This is a genomic window from Streptomyces sp. NPDC002125, from assembly GCF_053593715.1.
This window is the reverse complement of the sequence record NZ_JBSFDD010000024.1, coordinates 15078-34858: the sequence shown is the minus strand read 5'-3', so window position 1 is coordinate 34858 and position 19781 is coordinate 15078. Positions and strand designations below refer to the sequence as shown.

The 19781-nt window shown below is 74.0% G+C and carries 13 protein-coding genes; 8 read left to right on the top strand and 5 right to left on the bottom strand.

The annotated features are described in order from the left end of the window. Positions 1-15: 15 nt before the first annotated feature. Positions 16-789, bottom strand: a complete 774-nt coding sequence (locus ACWCQM_RS30935; protein ID WP_450918383.1) for a glycerophosphodiester phosphodiesterase family protein — start codon at positions 787-789, stop codon at positions 16-18. Then, positions 786-1454, bottom strand: coding sequence for a membrane protein YczE (yczE, locus tag ACWCQM_RS30930; RefSeq protein WP_450918382.1), 669 nt, complete (start codon positions 1452-1454; stop codon positions 786-788). Before yczE ends, ACWCQM_RS30935 begins: the two co-directional genes overlap by 4 nt. A gap of 101 nt (positions 1455-1555) precedes the next feature. On the opposite strand from yczE, the gene ACWCQM_RS30925 reads away from it, so the two are divergent. Further along, a complete protein-coding gene (locus tag ACWCQM_RS30925) occupies positions 1556-3055 on the top strand; it encodes an SCO1417 family MocR-like transcription factor (RefSeq protein WP_450918381.1) in 1500 nt (499 codons plus the stop codon). 13 nt (positions 3056-3068) lie between these two features. Here the strand turns inward: ACWCQM_RS30925 and ACWCQM_RS30920 are convergent, their stop codons facing one another. After that, complete coding sequence (locus ACWCQM_RS30920; protein WP_450918380.1) at positions 3069-4670, bottom strand: hypothetical protein; 1602 nt, start codon at positions 4668-4670, stop codon at positions 3069-3071. A gap of 37 nt (positions 4671-4707) precedes the next feature. After that, positions 4708-4902, bottom strand: a complete 195-nt coding sequence (locus tag ACWCQM_RS30915) for a hypothetical protein (protein ID WP_014044751.1) — start codon at positions 4900-4902, stop codon at positions 4708-4710. Between the two features lie 316 nt (positions 4903-5218). Here ACWCQM_RS30915 and ACWCQM_RS30910 point away from each other — a divergent pair, with 316 nt between their 5' ends. From ACWCQM_RS30910 to ACWCQM_RS30880, 7 genes are all read left to right on the top strand, one after another. Continuing rightward, positions 5219-5611: an ankyrin repeat domain-containing protein gene (locus tag ACWCQM_RS30910; RefSeq protein WP_450918379.1), complete on the top strand. Its 393-nt coding sequence runs from the start codon at positions 5219-5221 to the stop codon at positions 5609-5611. 242 nt (positions 5612-5853) lie between these two features. Next, complete coding sequence (locus tag ACWCQM_RS30905; RefSeq protein ID WP_450918378.1) at positions 5854-7272, top strand: HEAT repeat domain-containing protein; 1419 nt, start codon at positions 5854-5856, stop codon at positions 7270-7272. A 133-nt stretch (positions 7273-7405) separates the two neighbouring features. Then, positions 7406-8311, top strand: coding sequence for a glycosyltransferase (locus tag ACWCQM_RS30900; protein ID WP_450918377.1), 906 nt, complete (start codon positions 7406-7408; stop codon positions 8309-8311). Beyond that, positions 8247-11888, top strand: coding sequence for a hydantoinase B/oxoprolinase family protein (locus tag ACWCQM_RS30895; RefSeq protein WP_450918376.1), 3642 nt, complete (start codon positions 8247-8249; stop codon positions 11886-11888). The genes ACWCQM_RS30900 and ACWCQM_RS30895 overlap by 65 nt, the downstream gene beginning before the upstream one ends. Positions 11889-11945: 57 nt before the next feature. Next, a complete protein-coding gene (locus tag ACWCQM_RS30890) occupies positions 11946-13472 on the top strand; it encodes a hypothetical protein (protein WP_450918375.1) in 1527 nt (508 codons plus the stop codon). 52 nt (positions 13473-13524) lie between these two features. Next, entirely contained in the window at positions 13525-14436 is a 912-nt protein-coding gene (locus ACWCQM_RS30885; RefSeq protein WP_450918374.1) for a hypothetical protein, read from the top strand. Between the two features lie 54 nt (positions 14437-14490). Next, on the top strand, positions 14491-19209 hold the full coding sequence (locus tag ACWCQM_RS30880) for a hypothetical protein (protein WP_450918373.1): 4719 nt from the start codon (positions 14491-14493) through the stop codon (positions 19207-19209). 56 nt (positions 19210-19265) lie between these two features. Here ACWCQM_RS30880 and ACWCQM_RS30875 read toward each other — a convergent pair whose 3' ends face one another. Further along, positions 19266-19712, bottom strand: a complete 447-nt coding sequence (locus ACWCQM_RS30875) for a hypothetical protein (RefSeq protein ID WP_450918372.1) — start codon at positions 19710-19712, stop codon at positions 19266-19268. Positions 19713-19781 lie beyond the last annotated feature (69 nt).

The following is a 19781-nucleotide window of genomic DNA, read 5'->3' as shown; positions in this document are numbered from 1 at the left end:
CGGCAGGTCCCGGCGTCAGGCCCATGCCCCCCGCTCGCTCAGCACCGTGCGCAGCGTCTCGATGTGATCGGTCATGATGCCATCCACCCCGAGGTCCAGGAGGGCCGCCATCCGTTCCGGTTCGTTGACCGTCCAGACATGGACCTGCAGGCCGCGCGCGTGTGCCGTGCGGACGAAGCTCCGGTCGACGACGCGGATGCCGTTCTGGCTCTCGGGGACCTGCGCGCAGACCGCGCCCGCCCTGAGCGCCGCCGGGATGCCGTACGAGCGCAGCCGCAGGCCGAGCACCCCGCGCACCCCGTAGGAGGTCGCCAGCCGGGGGCCGCCGAGGCGGTGCGCCCGGGCCACGCGCGCTTCCGAGAACGAGCCCACGCACACCCGGTCCCAGGCGTCCGTCCTGCGGATCAGAGCGATGAGAGGTTCGAGGGCGGGCTCCGCCTTGATGTCCACGTTCCAGCGGGCGTCGGGGAACTCCTCCAGCAGCTCCTCGAAGAGCGGCAGCGGTTCGCTGCCCGCCACCCTCGCCCGGCTCACCTCGCTCCAGGGGAGCCGGTCTATCCGGCCCCGGGAGTCCGTCACCCGGTCCAGGGTCGGGTCGTGGAAGGCGACCAGGCGGCCGTCCGCCGTGGCGTGCACGTCCGTCTCGAAGTAGCGGTAGCCCGCGCCGGCCGCCCGGCGGAAGGCCGCGGCCGTGTTCTCCATGCCGTCGGCCGCCCCGCCGCGATGGGCGAAGGGGATCGTCGAAGGATGGTCCAGATAGGGATGGCGTCCAGAAGTCGCTGCGGTCACCGCGGAAGTATCGCTCCTCGTGGTGACCTCCCGGCAACGGTCCGGCTGCCCGCGTCCGGCGCGGGGAGGGCGAAGAAGCGCAGGAAGAACTGGGCGAGCGGGCCGATCGCCAGCGCGTAGAGGACCGTTCCCGCGCCGAGCGAACCGCCGAGCAGGAAGCCCGTCACGACGACGGCCACCTCGATCGCCGTACGCACCAGCCGGATGGAGCGGCCGGTGAGCAGGTTCAGCCCCGTCATGAGCCCGTCGCGGGGGCCGGGCCCGAAGCGCGCCGAGATGTACAGGCCCGTGGCGACACCGTTGAGCGCGATGCCCGCGGCCATCAACGGGATCTGGGCGCCGAGCCCGTGCACATCCGGTACGAGGGCGAGCGTGCCGTCCATCGCGAGGCCGACGGCGAAGACGTTGGAGACGGTGCCGAGCCCCGGACGCTGCCTGATCGGGATCCACAGCAGCAGGACGACCGCCCCGACGATGATCGAGACGACCCCGATGGAGATGCCGGTCCGCTCGGCGAGCCCCTGGTGCAGGACGCCCCACGGTTCGAGTCCGAGTCCGGCGCGCACCAGCAGCGCCGAACTCGCGCCGTACAGCGCCAGGCCGACGTACAGATGGATCAGCCGGCGGACGAGCCGGGGATCGCCCGGATCGGTGGAATCGGACAACTGGTGCCCCCTGTGTAGTGGTAGTGGACTGTTGCATGTCACTCTGTGGCAGGGGATTGGCTGCCAACTATGGCCAATCCGAGGAAGGTGGACTGATTTCCATGGCCCAGTGGACTTCGACGGTCGGTGCGGCGCAGCTCGCACGTCAGCTCCAGGCCCAGCAGGCCCGGCCCCAGGCGCCCGGCACCCGCAAGCCGCCGGCCTACCGCGCCCTGGCCGACGGGGTGCGGCTGCTCGTCCTGGAGGGCCGGGTCCCGGTCGCCGCGCGCCTCCCCGCCGAGCGGGAGCTCGCGCTCGCCCTGTCGCTCAGCCGCACCACCGTCGCCGCCGCCTACGAGGCACTGCGGACCGAGGGCTTCCTGGAGTCGCGGCGCGGAGCGGGCAGCTGGACCGCGGTCCCGGCCGGGAGCACCCTGCCCGCCCGCGGTCTCGCCCCCCTGCCCCCGGAGTCGCTCGGCTCGCTGATCGACCTGGGCTGCGCCTCGCTGACCGCTCCGGAGCCCTGGCTGACCCGGGCCGTGCAGGGCGCCCTGGAGGAGCTTCCGCCGTACGCGCACACCCACGGCGACTACCCGGCGGGGCTGCCGGCGCTGCGGCAGATGATCGCGGACCGCTACACCGGGCGCGGCATCCCCACCATGCCGGAGCAGATCATGGTCACCACCGGGGCGATGGGGGCCATCGACGCCATCTGTCATCTCTTCGCGGGACGCGGCGAACGCATCGCCGTGGAGTCGCCGAGCTATGCCAACATCCTCCAGCTCATGCGCGAGGCGGGCGCCAGGCTGGTGCCCGTGGCGATGGAGGAGGGCCTCGGCGGCTGGGACATGAACCGCTGGCGGCAGGTGCTGCGGGACGCGGCGCCCCGGCTGGCCTACGTCGTCGCGGACTTCCACAACCCCACCGGCGCGCTGGCGGGCGAGCAGCAGCGCCGCGAACTGGTCGAGGCGGCCCGTTCGGCGGGCACGGTCCTGCTGGTCGACGAGACCATGAGCGAGCTGCATCTGGACGCCGACGTCGAGATGCCGCGCCAGGTCTGCGCGTTCGACCCGGCGGGCAGCACCGTCCTGACCGTGGGTTCCGCCAGCAAGGCGTTCTGGGCGGGCATGCGGATCGGCTGGGTCCGGGCCGCGCCGGACGTCATCCGCAGCCTGGTCTCGGCGCGTGCGTACGCCGACATGGGGACCCCCGTGCTGGAGCAGCTGGCCATCAACTGGCTGATGCGGACGGGCGGCTGGGAGCAGGCCGTGGACTTCCGGCGCGAGCAGGCCCGGCAGAACAGGGACGACCTGGTGCGGGCCGTGCGCAGGGAGCTCCCGGAGTGGGAGTTCGAGGTGCCGAGCGGCGGCCTCACGCTCTGGGTGCGCACCGGCGGGCTCTCCGGCTCCCGGCTCGCCGTGGCGGGCGAGCGGGTGGGCGTACGCGTCCCGTCGGGCCCCCGGTTCGGGGTGGACGGGGCGTTCGAGGGGTATGTGCGGCTGCCCTTCACCGTGGGCGGCCCCGTGGCGGACGAGGCGGCGCTGAGGCTCGCCGCGGCCGCCGAGCTGGTCGGCTCCGGCGCCAGCTCCAGTGCCGAGGCGCCCCGGACCTTCGTGGCCTGAGGCGCCCCGGCCCTCAGCCCTCGGCGGCGGCCGGCGCCGCGACGAGCTGGTCCGTGTGGACGGACGCCGCACCGGCCTCGGCCCGGGGCGCGGCCTGCTCCACCGCGGTCGGAGTGCCGGGCAGCAGGTCGAGCACCGCCTGCCGGTGCGCCTCGCTCGTGGCGTCGTCGTACGGGTCCGGGGTGGCCGGCACCTGGAGCCGCAGGACCGGGCCCGCGCCCAGCCGGGTGTAGCCGCGGCCGGGCGGGACATCGGCGGTGGGCGTCGTGTGCGGTTGGGCTCCCAGGAAGGACTCGACCTCCTCGCGGGTCGCGGGGCCGAGCACGGCGCGGGCCCTGGTGTGGGTCCGTACGGTTTCGGTGAGCCCGTCCAGGCAGTCGGACTGTTCCGCGACGACGACCGTCACCCCGGCGGCGCGTCCGTGCCGCAGTGGCACCCGGAGCAGTTCCTGCGGGTCCTGCCTGCCGTCGGCCGCGGCCAGGTGCCCCAGCGCGCTCGGGCGGTCCAGCAGGATCCAGAGGGGGCGCTTGATGTCCTCGGGCTCGGGGTGCCCGGCCTGGCGCGCCCGGTTGGCGGCGATGAGCCGCCGCTCGGTCTCGTGCGCCGCCCATTCGAGCGTCGCGAGGGCCCCGGCGAGGCCGCACTCCACGGCCAGCACGCCGTCCCGGCCGCTCAGGAAGCCGTACTCGCCGGTGCCTCCGCCGTCGACGACGAGGACGTCGCCGTGCTGGAGCGCCTGGAGGGCGAGGGACCGCATCAGGGTCGTGGTGCCGCTGCCGGGGTGCCCGGAGACCAGCAGATGGGGTTCCGTGGAGCGGGCGCCGGTCCGCCAGATCACCGGGGCGGCGTCCCGCGTCGTGTCGCCGTCCTGGACCGGGACGGTGCGCTGGACCGCGTCGGCGTCGGTGAAGCCCAGCACGGTCTCGCCGGGAGCGGTGACGAAGCGCTGGGCGGCGATGGTGGTGGGGAGCGCGCCGAGCACGGTCATGAGGACGTGGTTGCCCTCCTCGTCCCAGGCGAAGTGGTATTCACGGCCGCGTCCCGACTTGGCGTGCAGCACCTGTTCGACCCGGGCGCGGGACTCCGGGTCGCCGTCGGTGAAGTACGCCGGGTAGTTCACCTGGAGCCGGGTGAGGCGACCGTTGCCGTCGAAGGCGTACGAGGTGCCGAAGGCCTTCTCCCAGTCGCCGCCGTGGGAGAACAGCGGACCGGGGTCGTCGGCCACCGAGAAGTGCGGCACGAGCGCCTCGTACAGCGCCCGGAGCCGTGCGGTCTCCGCCTCGTCGGGGCCGGTCCTGCGCGGGGTGCGCTCGCGCCCCCGCCATGCGGCAGCGCCCATCACCGAGATCAGGGCCAGCAGGGGCCCGTAGGGGATGAGCGCCACCACCAGTACGCAGGCCGCGACGAGGAACAGCACGTGACCGCGCCGTTCCCTGGGTGTCGCGGCCCACTTCTGCCGCCCCGCTCCCGCCAGCAGCCGCAGGCCCCGGGTGACCGTGATCAGCGGATGGAGGACGTCGGTGGCGTTGTCGGCGGCCGTGCGCGCGATCTCGCGACTGCGGGTGATCGAAGCGCTGCCGCGCTGAAGGATGCGGGGGAGTGGTCGCCGGGCCACGTCGGTCTCCTGGAGAGGTGGGAGCGGTTTCGGAGCGTCAGAACTTGATCCCGCCCAGCATGCTGGCGAGGCTCGCCCCGCCGGCCGTGATGCTCGGGGCGATGGCTGTGCCGGCCAGATAGAAGCCGAACAGAGCGCAGATGAGGGCGTGGGACGCCTTGAGCCCGTCCTTCTTGAAGAACAGGAAGACGATGATGCCGAGCAGTACCACGCCGGAGATGGAGAGGATCATGAGCGGTTCTCCTGGTTGAGGGGGACAGTCACCATGAGTACTTCCAGGATCACAACATGTACCTATACGATAAAAGGTGCAAGTGAGTGAATATCGTTCTATTTCACTCGACCGGTGGGTGAAAACCGACGACCCGGGAAACGCCGGGAGCCGCACCGGGCCCGTCCGGCCCGGAAATCGCACCGGGCGCGTGATCTCCCACCGCATCGGGGCAGACTGACGACTGCCCCGGAGCAGTACCCTGTCGATTCACCCGTACGGCCCCCGCCGTACGTCCCCACCAGGTCAGACGAAGTCAATGGAAGGCGGCCGTCCGATGAGCGAAACCCCTGATCCCGAGGTGGTCGAGCTGGCGACCAAGGTCTTCGACCTGGCCCGCCGGGGCGAGAGCGACGCGCTCGCCGCCTACGTCGACGCGGGCCTCCCCGCGAACCTCACCAACGACCGCGGCGACACCCTGCTGATGCTCGCCGCCTACCACGGGCACGCCCCCGCCGTCACCGCGCTCGCGGACCGGGGCGCGGATCCGGACCGGGCCAACGACCGGGGGCAGACGCCCTTGGCCGGAGCGGTCTTCAAGGGCGAGCGCCCGGTGATCGACGCGCTGCTCGCCGCGGGGGCCGATCCGGCCGCCGGAACACCCTCCGCCGTGGACACCGCGCGCATGTTCGGCAAGGACGACCTGCTGGAACTCTTCGGTGCGCGCTGAGACGCGGTCCGGGCCCCGGGCCGGCGGGGGCGCCGTAAATGTGGTCGCGTCGGCGAAATGGGTGGGTCATCATGACGTCGCGGGTCCGCTCAGGACCACCGACGAGAGGCAGAGGAAGATGAGCACCAGGCAGAAGACGGCGGTCGGCCGATCATGTTGCTGCGCGGCCTAGGGGATGTCACCCCGGCACATGGAACAGCACAGTCCCGGTTGCGTCGACAGCTTGATGTGAGGCTTTCCCCATGTTCGATCCGTTCATAGCGCCGAGCGGCACACTGCTCGGCCTGCTGCAGAGGGGCCGCGGAGACGGCACGCTCCACGCGCTCGCCGCGCCCCGCCCCGAAGCCCTGACGGCTCTCAACCACTGCGTCCTGAGTGATCCGCGTCATGACTGGCAGGTCGAGAACCGCTCCCTCTACTACGCACGTCTCTACCTCGACCTCGACGGTGGGACCGAGGAGATCGAGCGGCACCTGTGGGACCCCGAGGACCATCTCGACACCGAGGACTCACGCACGGGCCTCGCCCTCTCCGTACTCGGCCACCTCGCGTCCTACGGCCGTGACGACGCCCTCGCGCTCCTGCGGCGTTACGCCGCGACCGGGTCCAACTGGGCCTGGGCGCTCGACGAACTCGCCCTGCGCGACGACGACGCCGGGCTCCGCGCCCTGGCCGAGCCGGTGCTCGCCCGCTTCCCCGACACCCCCGAGGGCGCCGCCGAGCTCTCCGCCGCCGTACGGGACGCCTTCGAGCCCCGCCCCTGGCGGCTGTGGGCCGACGACCCGCGTGAAGCGGTCCGCGCCCGGATCAGGGCCGCGTCCGAGCAGGGCTCCTTCGACCGGTGGCAGCGCCAGATGCGGCCGGGCGGCCCCCGTCCCGGCTGGAGCGTCCAGGCGGTCTTCGACTGGGCCCAGGAAGGGCTGGAGCGCGGCAGCGTCCTCCATGTGCCCGCCGCCCGCTGCCTCTCCGCCGTCGCAGGCGACGAGGACCGGCCGCTGATCGTCGAGGCCGCCCGCAGCGGCTCCGAAGGGGCGCGCTGCGCCGCCCTGCACTACCTGGCCGAGGTCCAGGACCCCGACGTGCTCGACCTCGTCGAGCAGGCCGTCGCCGGCCCGTCCCGTACGGTCGCCGACGCCGCCGTGGCCGCCTTCGAGCGCATGTGCGGCGAAGCGGCCGTCGACCGGGCCCGGCGCTGGGCCCACCGCCCCGACGCCCTCGGAGCCTCGGCGGCCGGAGTCCTGGCCTGCCGGGGATCCGGCCAGGACGCCCCGCTCGTCCTCGCCGCGCTGCGCGAGGCCGTCAGGGGCGACGGCCCCGACGCCCCGCGCCTGTGGACCCTCGTCGACGGCACGGGCCGCCTGGGCATCGTCTGCGCCGCACCCGTGCTGCGCCACGTGTACCGCGAGACGTCCTCCTCGCACCTGCGCGGAAGGGCCGCACGGGCGCTGGCCGCCACCGACCCGTCCTTCGCCACCGGCTTCGCCGTCGAATGCCTGTGGGACTGCGAGGAGACCACCCGGGAACTGGCCGCGCTCCACGCGGAGACCGGGGACATCCGGGTCGCCGAACGCCTGCGGCGGCTCGCCGCGGACCCGGCCGAGGAGGCCGAGGTCCAGACGGCGGTGCGCAGCAGGATCGGACCCGACGCACCCGCCGTCTGAGCCGGCGCTCCGCTGACCGACGGAGCCCGGATGCCGCGCGCCGGGGGCGCGCGGCGCACACGCTCATAGGACGTTCCCCGCCCGGACAGATCCAAGTCGGCAAGGGCACGCCCGGCGCGGCGACAACACCCGTATGCGTGTCGTCATCGTCACCGAGTCCTTCCCTCCCGATGTCAACGGTGTGGCCCACTGCACCTTGCAGACCGCCCGGCACCTCGCCACGGCCGGTCACCAGCCCCTGGTCATCGCCCCCGCCGGGGCGACGGCCGCCACCGGCTCCGCGTACGACGGCGATCCCTGCCCCGTGGTGCGCGTCCCCTCACTCCCGCTGCCCGGCTACCCGCAGGTCCGGGTGGCCCTCCCCGGACGGCGTCTCGCCGCCGCGCTCACCGGGCACCGCGCCGGACTCGTCCACCTGGCAGGACCGTTCGTCCTCGGCCTGCGGGGCATGGCGGTCGCCACCCGGCTGGGGCTCCCCACCGTCGCCGTCTACCAGACCGACCTGGCCGGCTACGCCCGCACCTATCTCGGTACCGGCGAGAGCGCCGCCTGGCGCCGGATGCGCGCCGTCCACAGCGCGGCCGACCTCACCCTCGCTCCCTCCCCCGCCGCACTGCGCGACCTCACCGGCCACGGCGTGCCCCGGGTGCGGCTGTGGCTCAGGGGTGTCGACACCGCCCGGTTCCGTCCCGCGCTGCGCGACGAGGCGCCCGGCAGCGAACCCCGTCTGCCGCCCCGGGCAGGGCTGCCGCCGTCCGCCGGCCGGCCACCGAGGGCACGGGCTGGCTCGCCCGCCGCAGCACGGACCTGCTGCCCCAGCTGCTGGGCCTCGCGGCGGCCGAGGTCTGCCACCGGGCACGCGGCACGAGCGGCAGGCTCGACGCGCGGGCCGAACAGGCACTGCGGGAGGCACTGGGCCAGCTCGCCCGGACGCCCTCCCTGCGAGGGTCCGTCCCCCACGCGAGAATGGAGGGATGACCGGACGCTGGGAGTTCTGGATCGACCGCGGCGGCACCTTCACGGACGTGGTGGGACGTGACCCCGACGGTCACCTGGTCACCCGCAAACTGCTCTCGCACGACCCCGGCCGCTACCCGGACGCCGCCGTCGCCGGAATCCGGCTGCTGCTCGGCCTCGGCCCCCGCGACCCGGTCCCCGCCGACCGGGTCGCGGGCGTCAAGATGGGCACCACCGTCGCCACCAACGCCCTCCTGGAGCGGCGGGGCGAGCCGACCGTCCTCGTCATCACCGAAGGTTTCCGGGACGCCCTGCGGATCGCGTACCAGAACCGGCCCCGCCTCTTCGACCGCCGCATCCTGCTCCCCGAGGCCGTGTACGACCGGGTCATCGAGGTCCCGGAGCGCACCGACGCCCGGGGCGGTACCGTGCGGCCCCTCGACGTCCCCGCCGTGGCCGGGCGCCTGGAGGCCGCCGCCGCCGACGGGCTCCGCAGCGCGGCCGTCGTCCTCATGCACGGCTACCGCCACCCCGGTCACGAGAAGGCCGTGGCGGCGGAGGCCAGGAGGGCGGGGTTCACCCAGGTCAGCTGCTCGCACGAGGTCAGCCCGCTCATCAAGCTCGTACCGCGCGGCGACACCACCGTCGTCGACGCCTACCTCTCGCCGATCCTGCGCCGCTACGTCGACGAGGTGGCCGCCGAACTCGCCGGAATCCGGCTGATGTTCATGCAGTCCAACGGCGGACTGCGCGAGGCCTCCCACTTCCGGGGCAAGGACGCGGTGCTCTCGGGGCCCGCCGGGGGCGTCGTCGGCATGGCGCGTACGTCGGAACAGGCGGGCCATGACCGGGTCATCGGCTTCGACATGGGCGGCACGTCCACCGATGTGTCGCACTACGCGGGCGAGTTCGAACGCGAGCTCGGCACGCAGGTGGCCGGGGTGCGGATGAGCGCGCCCATGATGAGCATCCACACCGTGGCGGCCGGCGGCGGTTCCGTCCTGCACTTCGACGGCCGGCGCTACCGGGTCGGCCCCGACTCGGCCGGAGCCGACCCGGGACCCGCCTGCTACCGCAGGGGCGGGCCGCTCACCGTCACCGACGCCAACGTGATGCTCGGCCGCGTCCGCCCGGAGCACTTCCCCGCCGTCTTCGGGCCCCGGGGCGACCAGCCTCTCGACGCCGGGCGAGTACGGGAACGCTTCGACGCGCTGGCGCACGAGGTGTCGGAGGCCACCGGCCGGACCGCGGACGCCGCCGAGGTGGCCGCGGGCTTCCTGGAGATCGCCGTGCTCAACATGGCGAACGCGGTCAAGAAGATCTCCGTCCAGCGAGGCCACGACATCACGCGTTACGCGCTCACCGGCTTCGGAGGCGCGGGCGGGCAGCACGTCTGCGCGGTCGCCGACGCCCTGGGCATCGGGACCGTCCTCGTACCGCCGCTCGCCGGGGTCCTCTCCGCGTACGGGATCGGCCTCGCCGACGCCACCGCGATGCGTGAGCAGTCCGTCGAGGCCGGACTGGACGAGGAGACCAGGGCCCGGGTGGACGGCGTCCGCGAGGGACTCGCGGAGCGCACCCGCGCCGAACTCCGCGCCGACGGTGTCCCGGACGACGCCATCCGCACCCGGGCGCGGATCCTGCTGCGCTACGAGGGAACGGACGCCGCGCTGCCCGTCGGGCCCGGCACGGTCGCCGCCATGGGCGAGGAGTTCGGAGCTCTCCACCGGGCGCGGTACGGCTTCACCATGGACAAGCCCCTGGTGGTCGAGACCGTCTCCGTGGAGGCCACCGGAGCCGCCGGACCGCACCTCCCGCACGCGGTCGCCCAGGACGCGCGCGAGGGGCCGCCCCGGCCGCTGGGGCAGGTCCGGATGTTCGCCGGGGACGGCTGGCGGGACGCCGGGCTGTACCGGCGGGAGGCACTGCGCCCCGGGGACACCGTGGCCGGCCCCGCACTCGTCGCGGAGGACGACGCCACCACCGTCGTCGAACCCGGCTGGCGTGCCACCGCCGGGCCGGCCGGACACCTCGTGCTGCGACGGGTGGACCCACGGCCGGAACGGACCGCCGTCGGCACCCGGGTGGACCCGGTCATGCTCGAAGTGTTCAACAACCTCTTCATGTCGATCGCCGAACAGATGGGCGTGCGGCTGCAGAACACGGCGCACTCCGTCAACATCAAGGAGCGCCTGGACTTCTCGTGCGCGCTGTTCGACGCGGACGGCAGTCTGATCGCCAACGCACCGCACATCCCCGTCCATCTGGGCTCGATGGGGGAGTCCATCAAGGAGGTGCTGAGGCGCGACAGGGACTCGATGTGCCCCGGGGACGTCTACGCCGTCAACGATCCGTACCACGGGGGTACCCATCTGCCCGATGTGACCGTCGTGACACCCGTGTTCGACTTCGACTTCGACTCCGACCTCGACTGCGACGAGTCCTCGCCCGGCCGGGCGCGCGAGCTGCGGTTCCTGGTGGCGTCGCGAGGCCACCACGCGGAGATCGGCGGCATCACCCCCGGCTCCATGCCCGCCTTCAGCCGCACGGTCCACGAGGAGGGCGTCCTCTTCGACAACTGGCTGCTGGTGCGCGACGGAACCCTGCGCGAGGCGGAGACCCGTGAGCTCCTCACCACCGCGGCGTACCCCTCCAGGGATCCGGACACCAACCTCGCCGATCTCCGCGCCCAGATCGCGGCCAACGAGAAGGGCATCGAGGAACTGCGCCGCATGACGCGCCAGTTCGGCCAGGACGTCGTCGAGGCGTACATGGGGCACGTCCAGGACAACGCCGAGGAGTCCGTACGCCGGATCGTGGCGGAGCTGCGCGACGGCTCCTGCCGCTACGAGACCGACAACGGCGCCGTCATCGAGGTGGCCGTGACCGTGGACCGGGAGGCCCGCCGGGCCGTCCTCGACTTCGCCGGCACCTCGCCGCAGCAGTCCGGCAACCTCAACGCCCCGAAGTCCGTGGTCATGGCCGCCGTCCTCTATGTGTTCAGGACGCTCGTCGACGAGGACATCCCGCTCAACAGCGGCTGTCTGAAGCCCCTGGACGTGCGAATCCCGGAGGGATCGATGCTGGCCCCCGTCCACCCCGCGGCGACCGTCGCGGGCAACGTGGAGACCTCCCAGGCCGTCACCGGGGCCCTGTACGCGGCCCTGGGCGTCCAGGCCGAGGGCTCGGGCACCATGAACAACCTCACCTTCGGCAACGACCGCGTCCAGTACTACGAGACGGTCGCGAGCGGGTCGGGCGCCGGTGACGGATTCGACGGGGCCGACGCCGTGCAGACCCACATGACCAACTCGCGGCTCACCGACCCCGAGATCCTCGAATGGCGCTACCCGGTGCTGCTGGAGAGCTTCGGCGTACGCGAGGACAGCGGCGGCACGGGCCGCTGGCACGGCGGCCGGGGAGTCGAACGCAGGCTCCGCTTCCTCGAACCCGTCACCGTCGCCCTGCTGTCCGGACACCGCAGGGTGGCGCCGTACGGCATGGCCGGCGGAGGGCCCGGCGCGCTCGGCGGGAGTCACGTCGAACGCGCCGACGGCACGACCGTCACCCCGCTCGACGGCTGCGACACCGCCGAGCTGGCCGCCGGGGACGTCCTGGTGCTGCGCACCCCCGGCGGGGGCGGATACGGGCGCGCGTGAGCGGTCGCTTCCGCACCGTTTCGACCGTTGTCGGTGCGAGGACCTAATCTGTGCAGCGTGACTTCGCCTGCCGACACCCAGACCGCTGCGCCCCAGCTCAGCGCGGGACCGAGGCCCGCCTTGGGCCCCGCCGCCGATGAGGGGCTCTCGCGTCGGCTGCGCGCACTCGCCTGCACCGCCCCGCTGCACGACCTGGACGTGCGCAAGGCGAATCTGGCCGGTGAGTACACGGTCTACGCGATGGCCGAGGTCGCCCTCGCCGCGATCGACCTGGTCACCCTCAACATGGACTTCGACACGGGCGCCGACCACGACCAGATAGTGGCCAGGCTGCTTCCCCGGGTCGCCGCCCAGGCACCGCGCCGCCCCGTCACCGAGCACGAACGGGTCGCCCGCTGGGTCCTGGAGAACCTGATCAACGTCGGCAGCGTGGACCGCGGCTTCCGCGCGGTCTACGGCACCTTCGGCCCCGACGGCGTCTACGTCCGCAGGGACTACGACTTCAAGCTCGTCGAGGAAGTCCCCGGCCACGGCGGCACCGTCTACCTCCGCGCCACCGACGAGGCGGTCAACGTCCTGGTCGGTGCCCTGGACACGGATGTCACCAGCGCCCAGATCGCCGCCGAGGTGAAGCTGGAGGTCCTGATCAGCAGGGGCCGCCTCGCCGACGCGCAGCTCGCCGCCGAACAGGCCCGCTACCGCACCGTGCAGTACGCCGAGACGCTCCGCAGGACGCTGGAGGCGACCCGGCGCAACGTCCGCGCCGTCGACTGGCTCAACGCCGTCCCCGACATGATCACCGAGGCGCTGGACCACGTCGCCGACCGCTACCGCCACGAGAACGCGATCCTCACCAACATCCGCAAGGCCCGGGACGAGGCGGAGGAACCCGAGCACAAGCGCCGCGCCGCCGAGCTCGTCGACATCGTCAAGGACTGCATCCGCCGCCACACCCAGCTCCAGTCCAGGCTGCTGGAGGCCGGGCCGCTCTTCCGAGCCGAGCAGGACCGGCAGGCGTTCGCCACCCCCACCGCGCGGGCCGGCCTCGACCTGTACGGCCAGCTCGTCGCCCCGCTCCTGCCGCTGCCCGTCGAGGAGGCGACCCGGGTCACCGACGCGTTCTTCGCGCACGGCACCGGACTGCGCACCCCCACGTCGGTGCGCGTCGGCGACCTCGTCGACCTGCTGCTCATGCCCCCGGTGGAGCGGGAGCACCTCGGCGCCGAGATGCCCGAACCCGACCTCATCGCCACCCCCGACGACAGCCGGTTCAGCGAGGAACAGCTCGGACACGCCATGGAGCTGCTCGACCTGGAGCACGACGCACCCCGCAGGCTCTCCGGGCTCCTCGCCGAGGCCCGGCTGCGCGACCCCGAGCTGCCCTACCTGGTGGCCCTGCTCGCCGTGCACGCCGCGAGCCCGCCGGTCGGCACGGCCTACCGCCAGGGAGAGCGCCGGCTGCTCTTCGCCGTCGACGACGGCACCCCGCTCGAGGACCACGAGTTCGGCGGTGCCGACCTGATAGTGGGCATGGCCCTGCTGGACGCGGCGGGCATGGCGGCGGACCGCAAGGACGCCTCATGACCGCCCAGCCGCCCGATCGCCGCACCCCCACCCGTACCGAGGAGCCACCGAGTTGAGCGAGCAGCACGCCAAGCACACCGACGCGTGGGGCGACCAGCCCCCCACGCAGGCGGCCGACGCCGCACGGCAGGCCGCTCCCGCCGCGCTCACCCCCGCCGACGCGGCCGACGCGGCCCGGCTGGTCTCCTTCGGGCTGCAGCCCAAGCTGATGCCCGCCCGCGACGCCGAATACGCCGAGCTGCTCCGCCGGTACAGGGAGGAGCCCGCCTTCGCCCGGCTCGCGGACGCCGTCGCCACCGGGCTCGGACTCATCGTCCTGGAGGTCTCCACCCGCGCCGGGATGGCCGTGACCGCCGCCGAGGACTCGGTCTTCGCCGTACGCATGGGCGACTACGCCCGGCGCGCCTCCACGGACTCCGCGGACCGCTTCCTGCACGGCCTCGCCCACCTCGCCGTGGCCGCCATGGCCTTCCCCCGGCCCGAGGACCTGGCCGACGACTCCTACATCGGCCGCATCACGGTCAACGGCGTCGACGCCTTCGTCCGCCAGGCCTGCCGCCGGCTGGAGGAGCGCGCCGAGGAGCAGGGCGACAACACCGACCCGGCCACCGACACCCCGGGCCTGGAGTCCGGGTGGCGGATCTACGCCCGCCGCAGCTCCACCGGAGCGACCAAGGACGCCCGCAGGCTCGCCGGATCCACCACGGGCATCATCGGCAAGGCCGTCGCCTTCCTCACCGACTCCGGCTTCCTCCAGCGCACCGGGGACGACGCGGGCGGCGCGTACCGCACGACCGCCCGCTACCAGCTCCAGGTGCGCGACATGGCGGGCAGCGCCGCCATGGCCGAACTGCTGGAGCTGGGCGTGGTCCCGGTCACCGACGGCTCGGCCACCCTGCTGCCCCCGCCCGACGCCGAGGGCCTGGAGCTGGCCGCCGACGCGGGACTCCCCTTCCACTCCTGAACCAGCCCCGCCCAAGCTCCCCGACCACCGCCTGAACGACGAGAGTCCGCCGCCATGTACGAGTTGTCCCGGGTCCGCCTCTATTCGATCGGGCCCGCCGGTGCGCGTTACGCCGACACCGTGCTCGACCTGCGCGGAGTCGGCGAGCCCGTCCCCAGGCCCGCCCCGGCCCAGGCGGAGTTCTTCGAGGACGAGCCCGTCGGACCGCCGCGCCGCCCGGCCCCCGCCGGTGTGCTGTTCCTGGAGAACGGCGGCGGCAAGTCCGTCCTGCTCAAGCTGATCTTCTCGGTGATGCTGCCGGGACACCGCAACACCCTGGGCGGCGCCAGCTCCGGTGTCCTGCGCAAGTTCCTGCTCGCCGACGACTGCGGCCACGTCGCCCTGGAGTGGCAGCACACGCTGACCGGCGAGTGCGTGGTCGTCGGAAAGGTCAGCGAGTGGCGCGGGCGCCAGGTCTCCAACGACCCCCGCAAGTTCGCCGAGGCCTGGTACTCCTTCCGCCCCGGACCCGGCCTCAGCCTCGACAGCCTTCCCGTCGCGGAGGCCACCTCGGTGGGCAGGCCCGTCGAAGGGGTCTCGGGTGCCCGCGGCAGGCGGCGCACCATGAAGGGCTTCCGCGACGCCCTCATGGACGCGGGCAAGTTCTACCCGCACCTCGACGTGCACTGGGAAGAGATCCACGACCGCTGGAACGAACACCTCGGCGACCTCGGACTCGACCCGGAACTCTTCCGCTACCAGCGCGAGATGAACGCCGACGAGGGCGAGGCGGCGGGCCTCTTCGCCGTCAAGAAGGACTCCGACTTCACCGACCTGCTGCTGCGGGCCGTCACCGACACCCGCGACACGGACGGTCTCGCCGACCTCGTCAGCGGCTTCGGCAACAAGCTCGGCCGCCGCGCCGAGCTCACCGCCGAGCGCGACTTCACCGCAGGCTCCGTCGACCTGCTGGGCCGGATCGTCGACGCCACCGCGACCCGGGCCCGCAGCCGGGACATCCACACCGGCGCCGAGCGGCGCACCCGCACCCTCGCCCGCCGGCTCTCCGGCCGTGCCGCCGAGGAACGCGGCCGTACCGCCGAGCTCGCCCAGCAGGTCACGGCCGCCGCCCACACCGTCACCGAGGCCGAGGCGACCCGGGGCCACCGGGACCGGATCGCCGCCGAGCTGGCCTACCGGCACGCCTCCCTCGCCCTGGCCGCGGCCGAGAAGAGCGCCGCAGCCCAGCGCCGCGAACTGGGCGAGGCGCGCACCCTGCACTCCGCCTGGCAGGCCGCCGAAGCCGTCCTGCGCCACCGGGCCGCCGCCGACCGCTCGGCCAGGGTCGCCGTGGCCATCCGCGAGGCCGAGCGCGACGCGGCCCCCGCACTCGCGGCCCGCGCCACGGCCGCCGCCGATCTCGTGCGCGCCCTGCACACCGCGGCCGAGGCCGGGGAGCGGGTCGCCGACGAGGAGGAGGAGCGCTCCGCGACCCTCCAGTCCACCGGGGAGACGGCTCACCGCGACGCCACCACCGCGGCCACCGAGGCGCAGCGCGCCCGCAGCGAGGCCGGTCATCTGCGCCAGCGCCTCGCCGAGGTCGAGCAGGAGACCGCCGAGGCCGTCCGGGCCGGCTGGCTCGACGACACCGCGCCGGACGCCGACCCGGCCCGCGCCGCCCTCGCCGCCAACGACGCGGAGAAGGCCGCCGTCGCCGCCTGGGACACCGCGCGCGAGGCCGCCCGTGCCACCTCCGACCAGGCCAGGGAGGCCGCAGCGGCGGAGAGCCGCACCGAGCTCGCGGCGGCCCGCGCCGCCGACGGCGCACAGGCCGCCGAGCAGTCCTACGAGGCCGAGCGCAGGGCCGCCGAGTCGATCGCGGCCGACCCCCGCCTCGCCGACCTGCTGGGGCTCCCCGCCCCCTCCGGCGGCGTGCCGCACCCCCGCCGGGCCGCCGCGACGGACGAGACGGGCGACAGCGACCACGAAACCGGCTCCGGGGACGAGCGGTTCCTCACGGCCGAGGAGTTCGACACCAGCGCCGACGAGCTGAAGGAGCTCCTGGACCAGGGAGTCTCCGCCGCCGAGCGCCGGCTCTTCGACCTGCGCACCGCCGCCGCCGACGACTCCCGCATCCTCGGAGCGCTCGGTGACGGAGGGCTGCTGCCCCCGGGGCCCGACGTCCTCGCCACCGTCGAGTACCTCGGCGAGCACGGCATCCCGGCCCTGCCCGGCTGGCGCTACCTCGCCCAGGCCGTCGACCCCGCCGACCACGCCTCGGTCCTGGCCGCACGCCCCGAGCTCGTCGACGGCGTCGTCATCACCGACCCGGACGCGCACACCCGTGCCCGGGAGGTACTCGCCGCCGCCGCCCTGCTGCCCAGGTCGGCCGTGGCCGTCGGAACCACCGCGGCTCTCCTCGCCCCCGTGCCCGCCCCGGGCGGTGACGGGGCCGACGGCGTCTTCCTCGTACCCCCGAACCCGGCGATGCACGACGAACACGCGGCCGACGAGGAGCGGCAGGCCCTCAGGGCCAGGGCAGCGGCGCGCGACGAGGACATCCGGACGCTCGCCGCCCGGCTGACCGCCGACCGCTCGCTCGCCGCCCGCATCGGTTCCTGGCGCGCCGACTGCCCGCCCGGCATGCTCGCGGAGCTCGGCGAAGCGGCTCGTACGTCCCGGGCCGCCGCCGAGACCGCGCAGGCCGCGCTCGCCGAGGCGCGCACCGTCCGGGCGGAGGCCGACGAGGCCGCCGCCGACGCCGCGCGCGTCCGCGACGAGCGGCAGGAGGCGGCCCAGCGCGCCCGCCGCGCGGCCGACGCCCTCGCCGGCCTCGCCCACCGGCTCCGCGACCGTGCGGGCTGGCAGGCGCGGCTGCGCGAACTCACCGACGAGGCGGCCGAGTCCGAGGCACGCGCCACGGCCTGCCTGGAGCGGGCCCGGGCCGCCGACGAGGACCGCAGGGCCGCCCAGCGCGCAGCGGACGACGCCCACCGCACCGCACGCGCTCTGCGCGCCGAGCGCGCCGAGATCGCCGGGGCCCCGGAAACCCTCCCGGAGCCGGACGACTCCGCCCCGCGCACCTCCCTCCCCGCCCTGCGCGAGGCGTACCGCGCCGCGTCCCGGCTGTACGAGAAGGTCGGCGTCGGCGCGGATCTGCGCGCCGAGCAGGCGCGCGCCGAGAGCGACGAGAGTGCCGCCCTCGCCGAGCTCGACCGCCTGACCAACAAGGTGCGTACCCGGGCCGCCCAGCTCCTCGAAGGCACCGACGGGGCCGACGGCCCCTCACGGCAGGCAGCCGCCGCCCGCGCCGAGTCCCTCGTACAGCTCCTGGAGACCCGCGCCTCGGCCGCCAGCGAGCAGCTCGGCCGGTTCCGCGGCGAGGCCGAGCGGCTCGCGCCCGCCGACGAGGCGCCCCACCACACCGAGCTCCCCGACGAGCTCGTCCCGGCCGACGCCGAACAGGCCCAGAGCCTGCTGCGCACGGCCACGTCCGAACTCGCCTCCGCCACCGCGGCGCTGGACAGCGCCCGCGCCGCCCACGCCGAACTGCTGCGCGCGCACCGCACCGCCGAGGATTCCGCGAGCGGCTTCGACGAGACCGCGGCGCTCCTGCGCGACCTGCTGAGGGACCACGGCGCGGACGAGGAGACCGAGGCCCCCGACCCCTATCCCGGCACCCTGGAAGAGGCCAGGCAGTCCGCCGCCGAGGCCCGCCGCTCACTGCGCGGCTGCGCCACCGACCTGTCCGCCGCGGAGAGCTCGGTCCGGGAGGCGAGCGACGTCCTCGTACGGCACGCCAACTCCACCCGCTACGAACAGGTCCGCACCCCGGCCCGGCAGCAGATCCGGGAACTCCCGGCCGTCGCCCTGCCCGACCACGCGGAGAAGTGGGCGGCGGCCTTCGCCCCCAGGCTGCGCGTGCTCACCGACGAGCTGGTCCAGCTGGAACGCAACCGCGACTCCATCGTCGACCGGCTCCGGGGCCTCGTGGAGTCCGCACTCACCACCCTGCGCTCCGCCCAGCGCCTCTCCCAGCTTCCCGAGGGACTGGGGGAGTGGTCGGGCCAGGAGTTCCTCCGGATCCGCTTCGAGGAGCCCGACCAGGCCACCCTCACCGAGCGGCTCGGCGAGGTCATCGACGAGGCCACGCACGCCGCCCTCAAGAAGAACTCCGATCTGCGCAGGGACGGCATGTCCCTCCTGCTGCGCGGTGTGCAGGCGGCCCTGCAGCCCAAGGGCATCGCGGTGGAGATCCTGAAGCCGGACGCGGTGCTCCGCGCGGAGCGCGTCCCGGTCGGGCAGATGGGCGACGTCTTCTCCGGAGGCCAGCTACTCACCGCCGCCATCGCGCTGTACTGCACGATGGCGGCACTGCGGAGCAACGACCGGGGACGCGACCGGCACCGCCACGCGGGCACGCTCTTCCTCGACAACCCCATCGGCCGCGCCAACGCCACCTATCTGCTGGAACTCCAGCGCGCCGTCTCCGACGCGCTGGGCGTCCAGCTCCTCTACACGACGGGGCTGTTCGACACGACGGCACTCGCGGAGTTCCCCCTCGTCATCCGGCTGCGCAACGACGCGGACCTGCGGGCCGGGCTGAAGTACATCAGCGTCGAGGAGCACCTGCGCCCCGGACTGCCCCAGCAGGACCCCGAGGGCGAGACCGTGCACGGCGAGATCACCGCCACCCGCATGTTCAAGCGGACCGGCCAGGCATCCGGTGCCCCGGGCGGGGCACCGGTGCCGGAGATGCGCACGGAGATGACCGAGACGCTGGAGAAGTCGTAGGGCCTCTCCTCCGGATCAGGCCGATTCCCGCGCGTGAGCATCCGGGGCGAGGACCGTCAGGCCCGAGAGAGCCTGCCCTCGCCCCGGCGGCGTATCCGGTCCTCCCTGCGGGCCCGGGCCCTGGCAGCCCGGCGCTCCCGACGCATGCGGCGCGCGGTACTGCTCGGCATGGACACCACGCCGTTGCGCTGGTTCCACACCTGGCGTGTCACCCAGACGTCCAGCACCGACCAGGTCGCGACCACCGTGCTCGCGACACCGCTCAGCACCATCGGGAAGGCGAGCCAGGAACCCGCCACGGTGCACAGGAACGCCACCATGGCCAGAATGAGGGTCAGCGACATGATGAGGACGGCCCGCACGGCGGCCGTCCGCACCGGGTCGGGCATTCTGCGCCGTATCGCGGGCTCCTCCACCCACAGCTGCTGTCGTGGGATGCGGGCTCCGGCCGCCGGTGCCTCTGCCGGTGATTCCGCTCCGTTCCGGCGCTCATCCGTTTCCAAGGACCTTCAACTCCCCGCCACTGTCCGACTCCAGGGTGGCTGCCCGGCTGTCGCCCGTTCTACGCGGGC

Excerpts from the sequence above, each read along its gene's own strand:
- ACWCQM_RS30925 (WP_450918381.1), top strand. The coding sequence starts at position 1,556 with ATGGCCCAGTGGACTTCGACGGTCGGTGCGGCGCAGCTCGCACGTCAG.
- ACWCQM_RS30915 (WP_014044751.1), bottom strand. The coding sequence starts at position 4,902 with ATGATCCTCTCCATCTCCGGCGTGGTACTGCTCGGCATCATCGTCTTC.
- ACWCQM_RS30910 (WP_450918379.1), top strand. The coding sequence starts at position 5,219 with ATGAGCGAAACCCCTGATCCCGAGGTGGTCGAGCTGGCGACCAAGGTC.
- ACWCQM_RS30905 (WP_450918378.1), top strand. The coding sequence starts at position 5,854 with ATGTTCGATCCGTTCATAGCGCCGAGCGGCACACTGCTCGGCCTGCTG.
- ACWCQM_RS30900 (WP_450918377.1), top strand. The coding sequence starts at position 7,406 with ATGCGTGTCGTCATCGTCACCGAGTCCTTCCCTCCCGATGTCAACGGT.
- ACWCQM_RS30895 (WP_450918376.1), top strand. The coding sequence starts at position 8,247 with ATGACCGGACGCTGGGAGTTCTGGATCGACCGCGGCGGCACCTTCACG.
- ACWCQM_RS30880 (WP_450918373.1), top strand. The coding sequence starts at position 14,491 with ATGTACGAGTTGTCCCGGGTCCGCCTCTATTCGATCGGGCCCGCCGGT.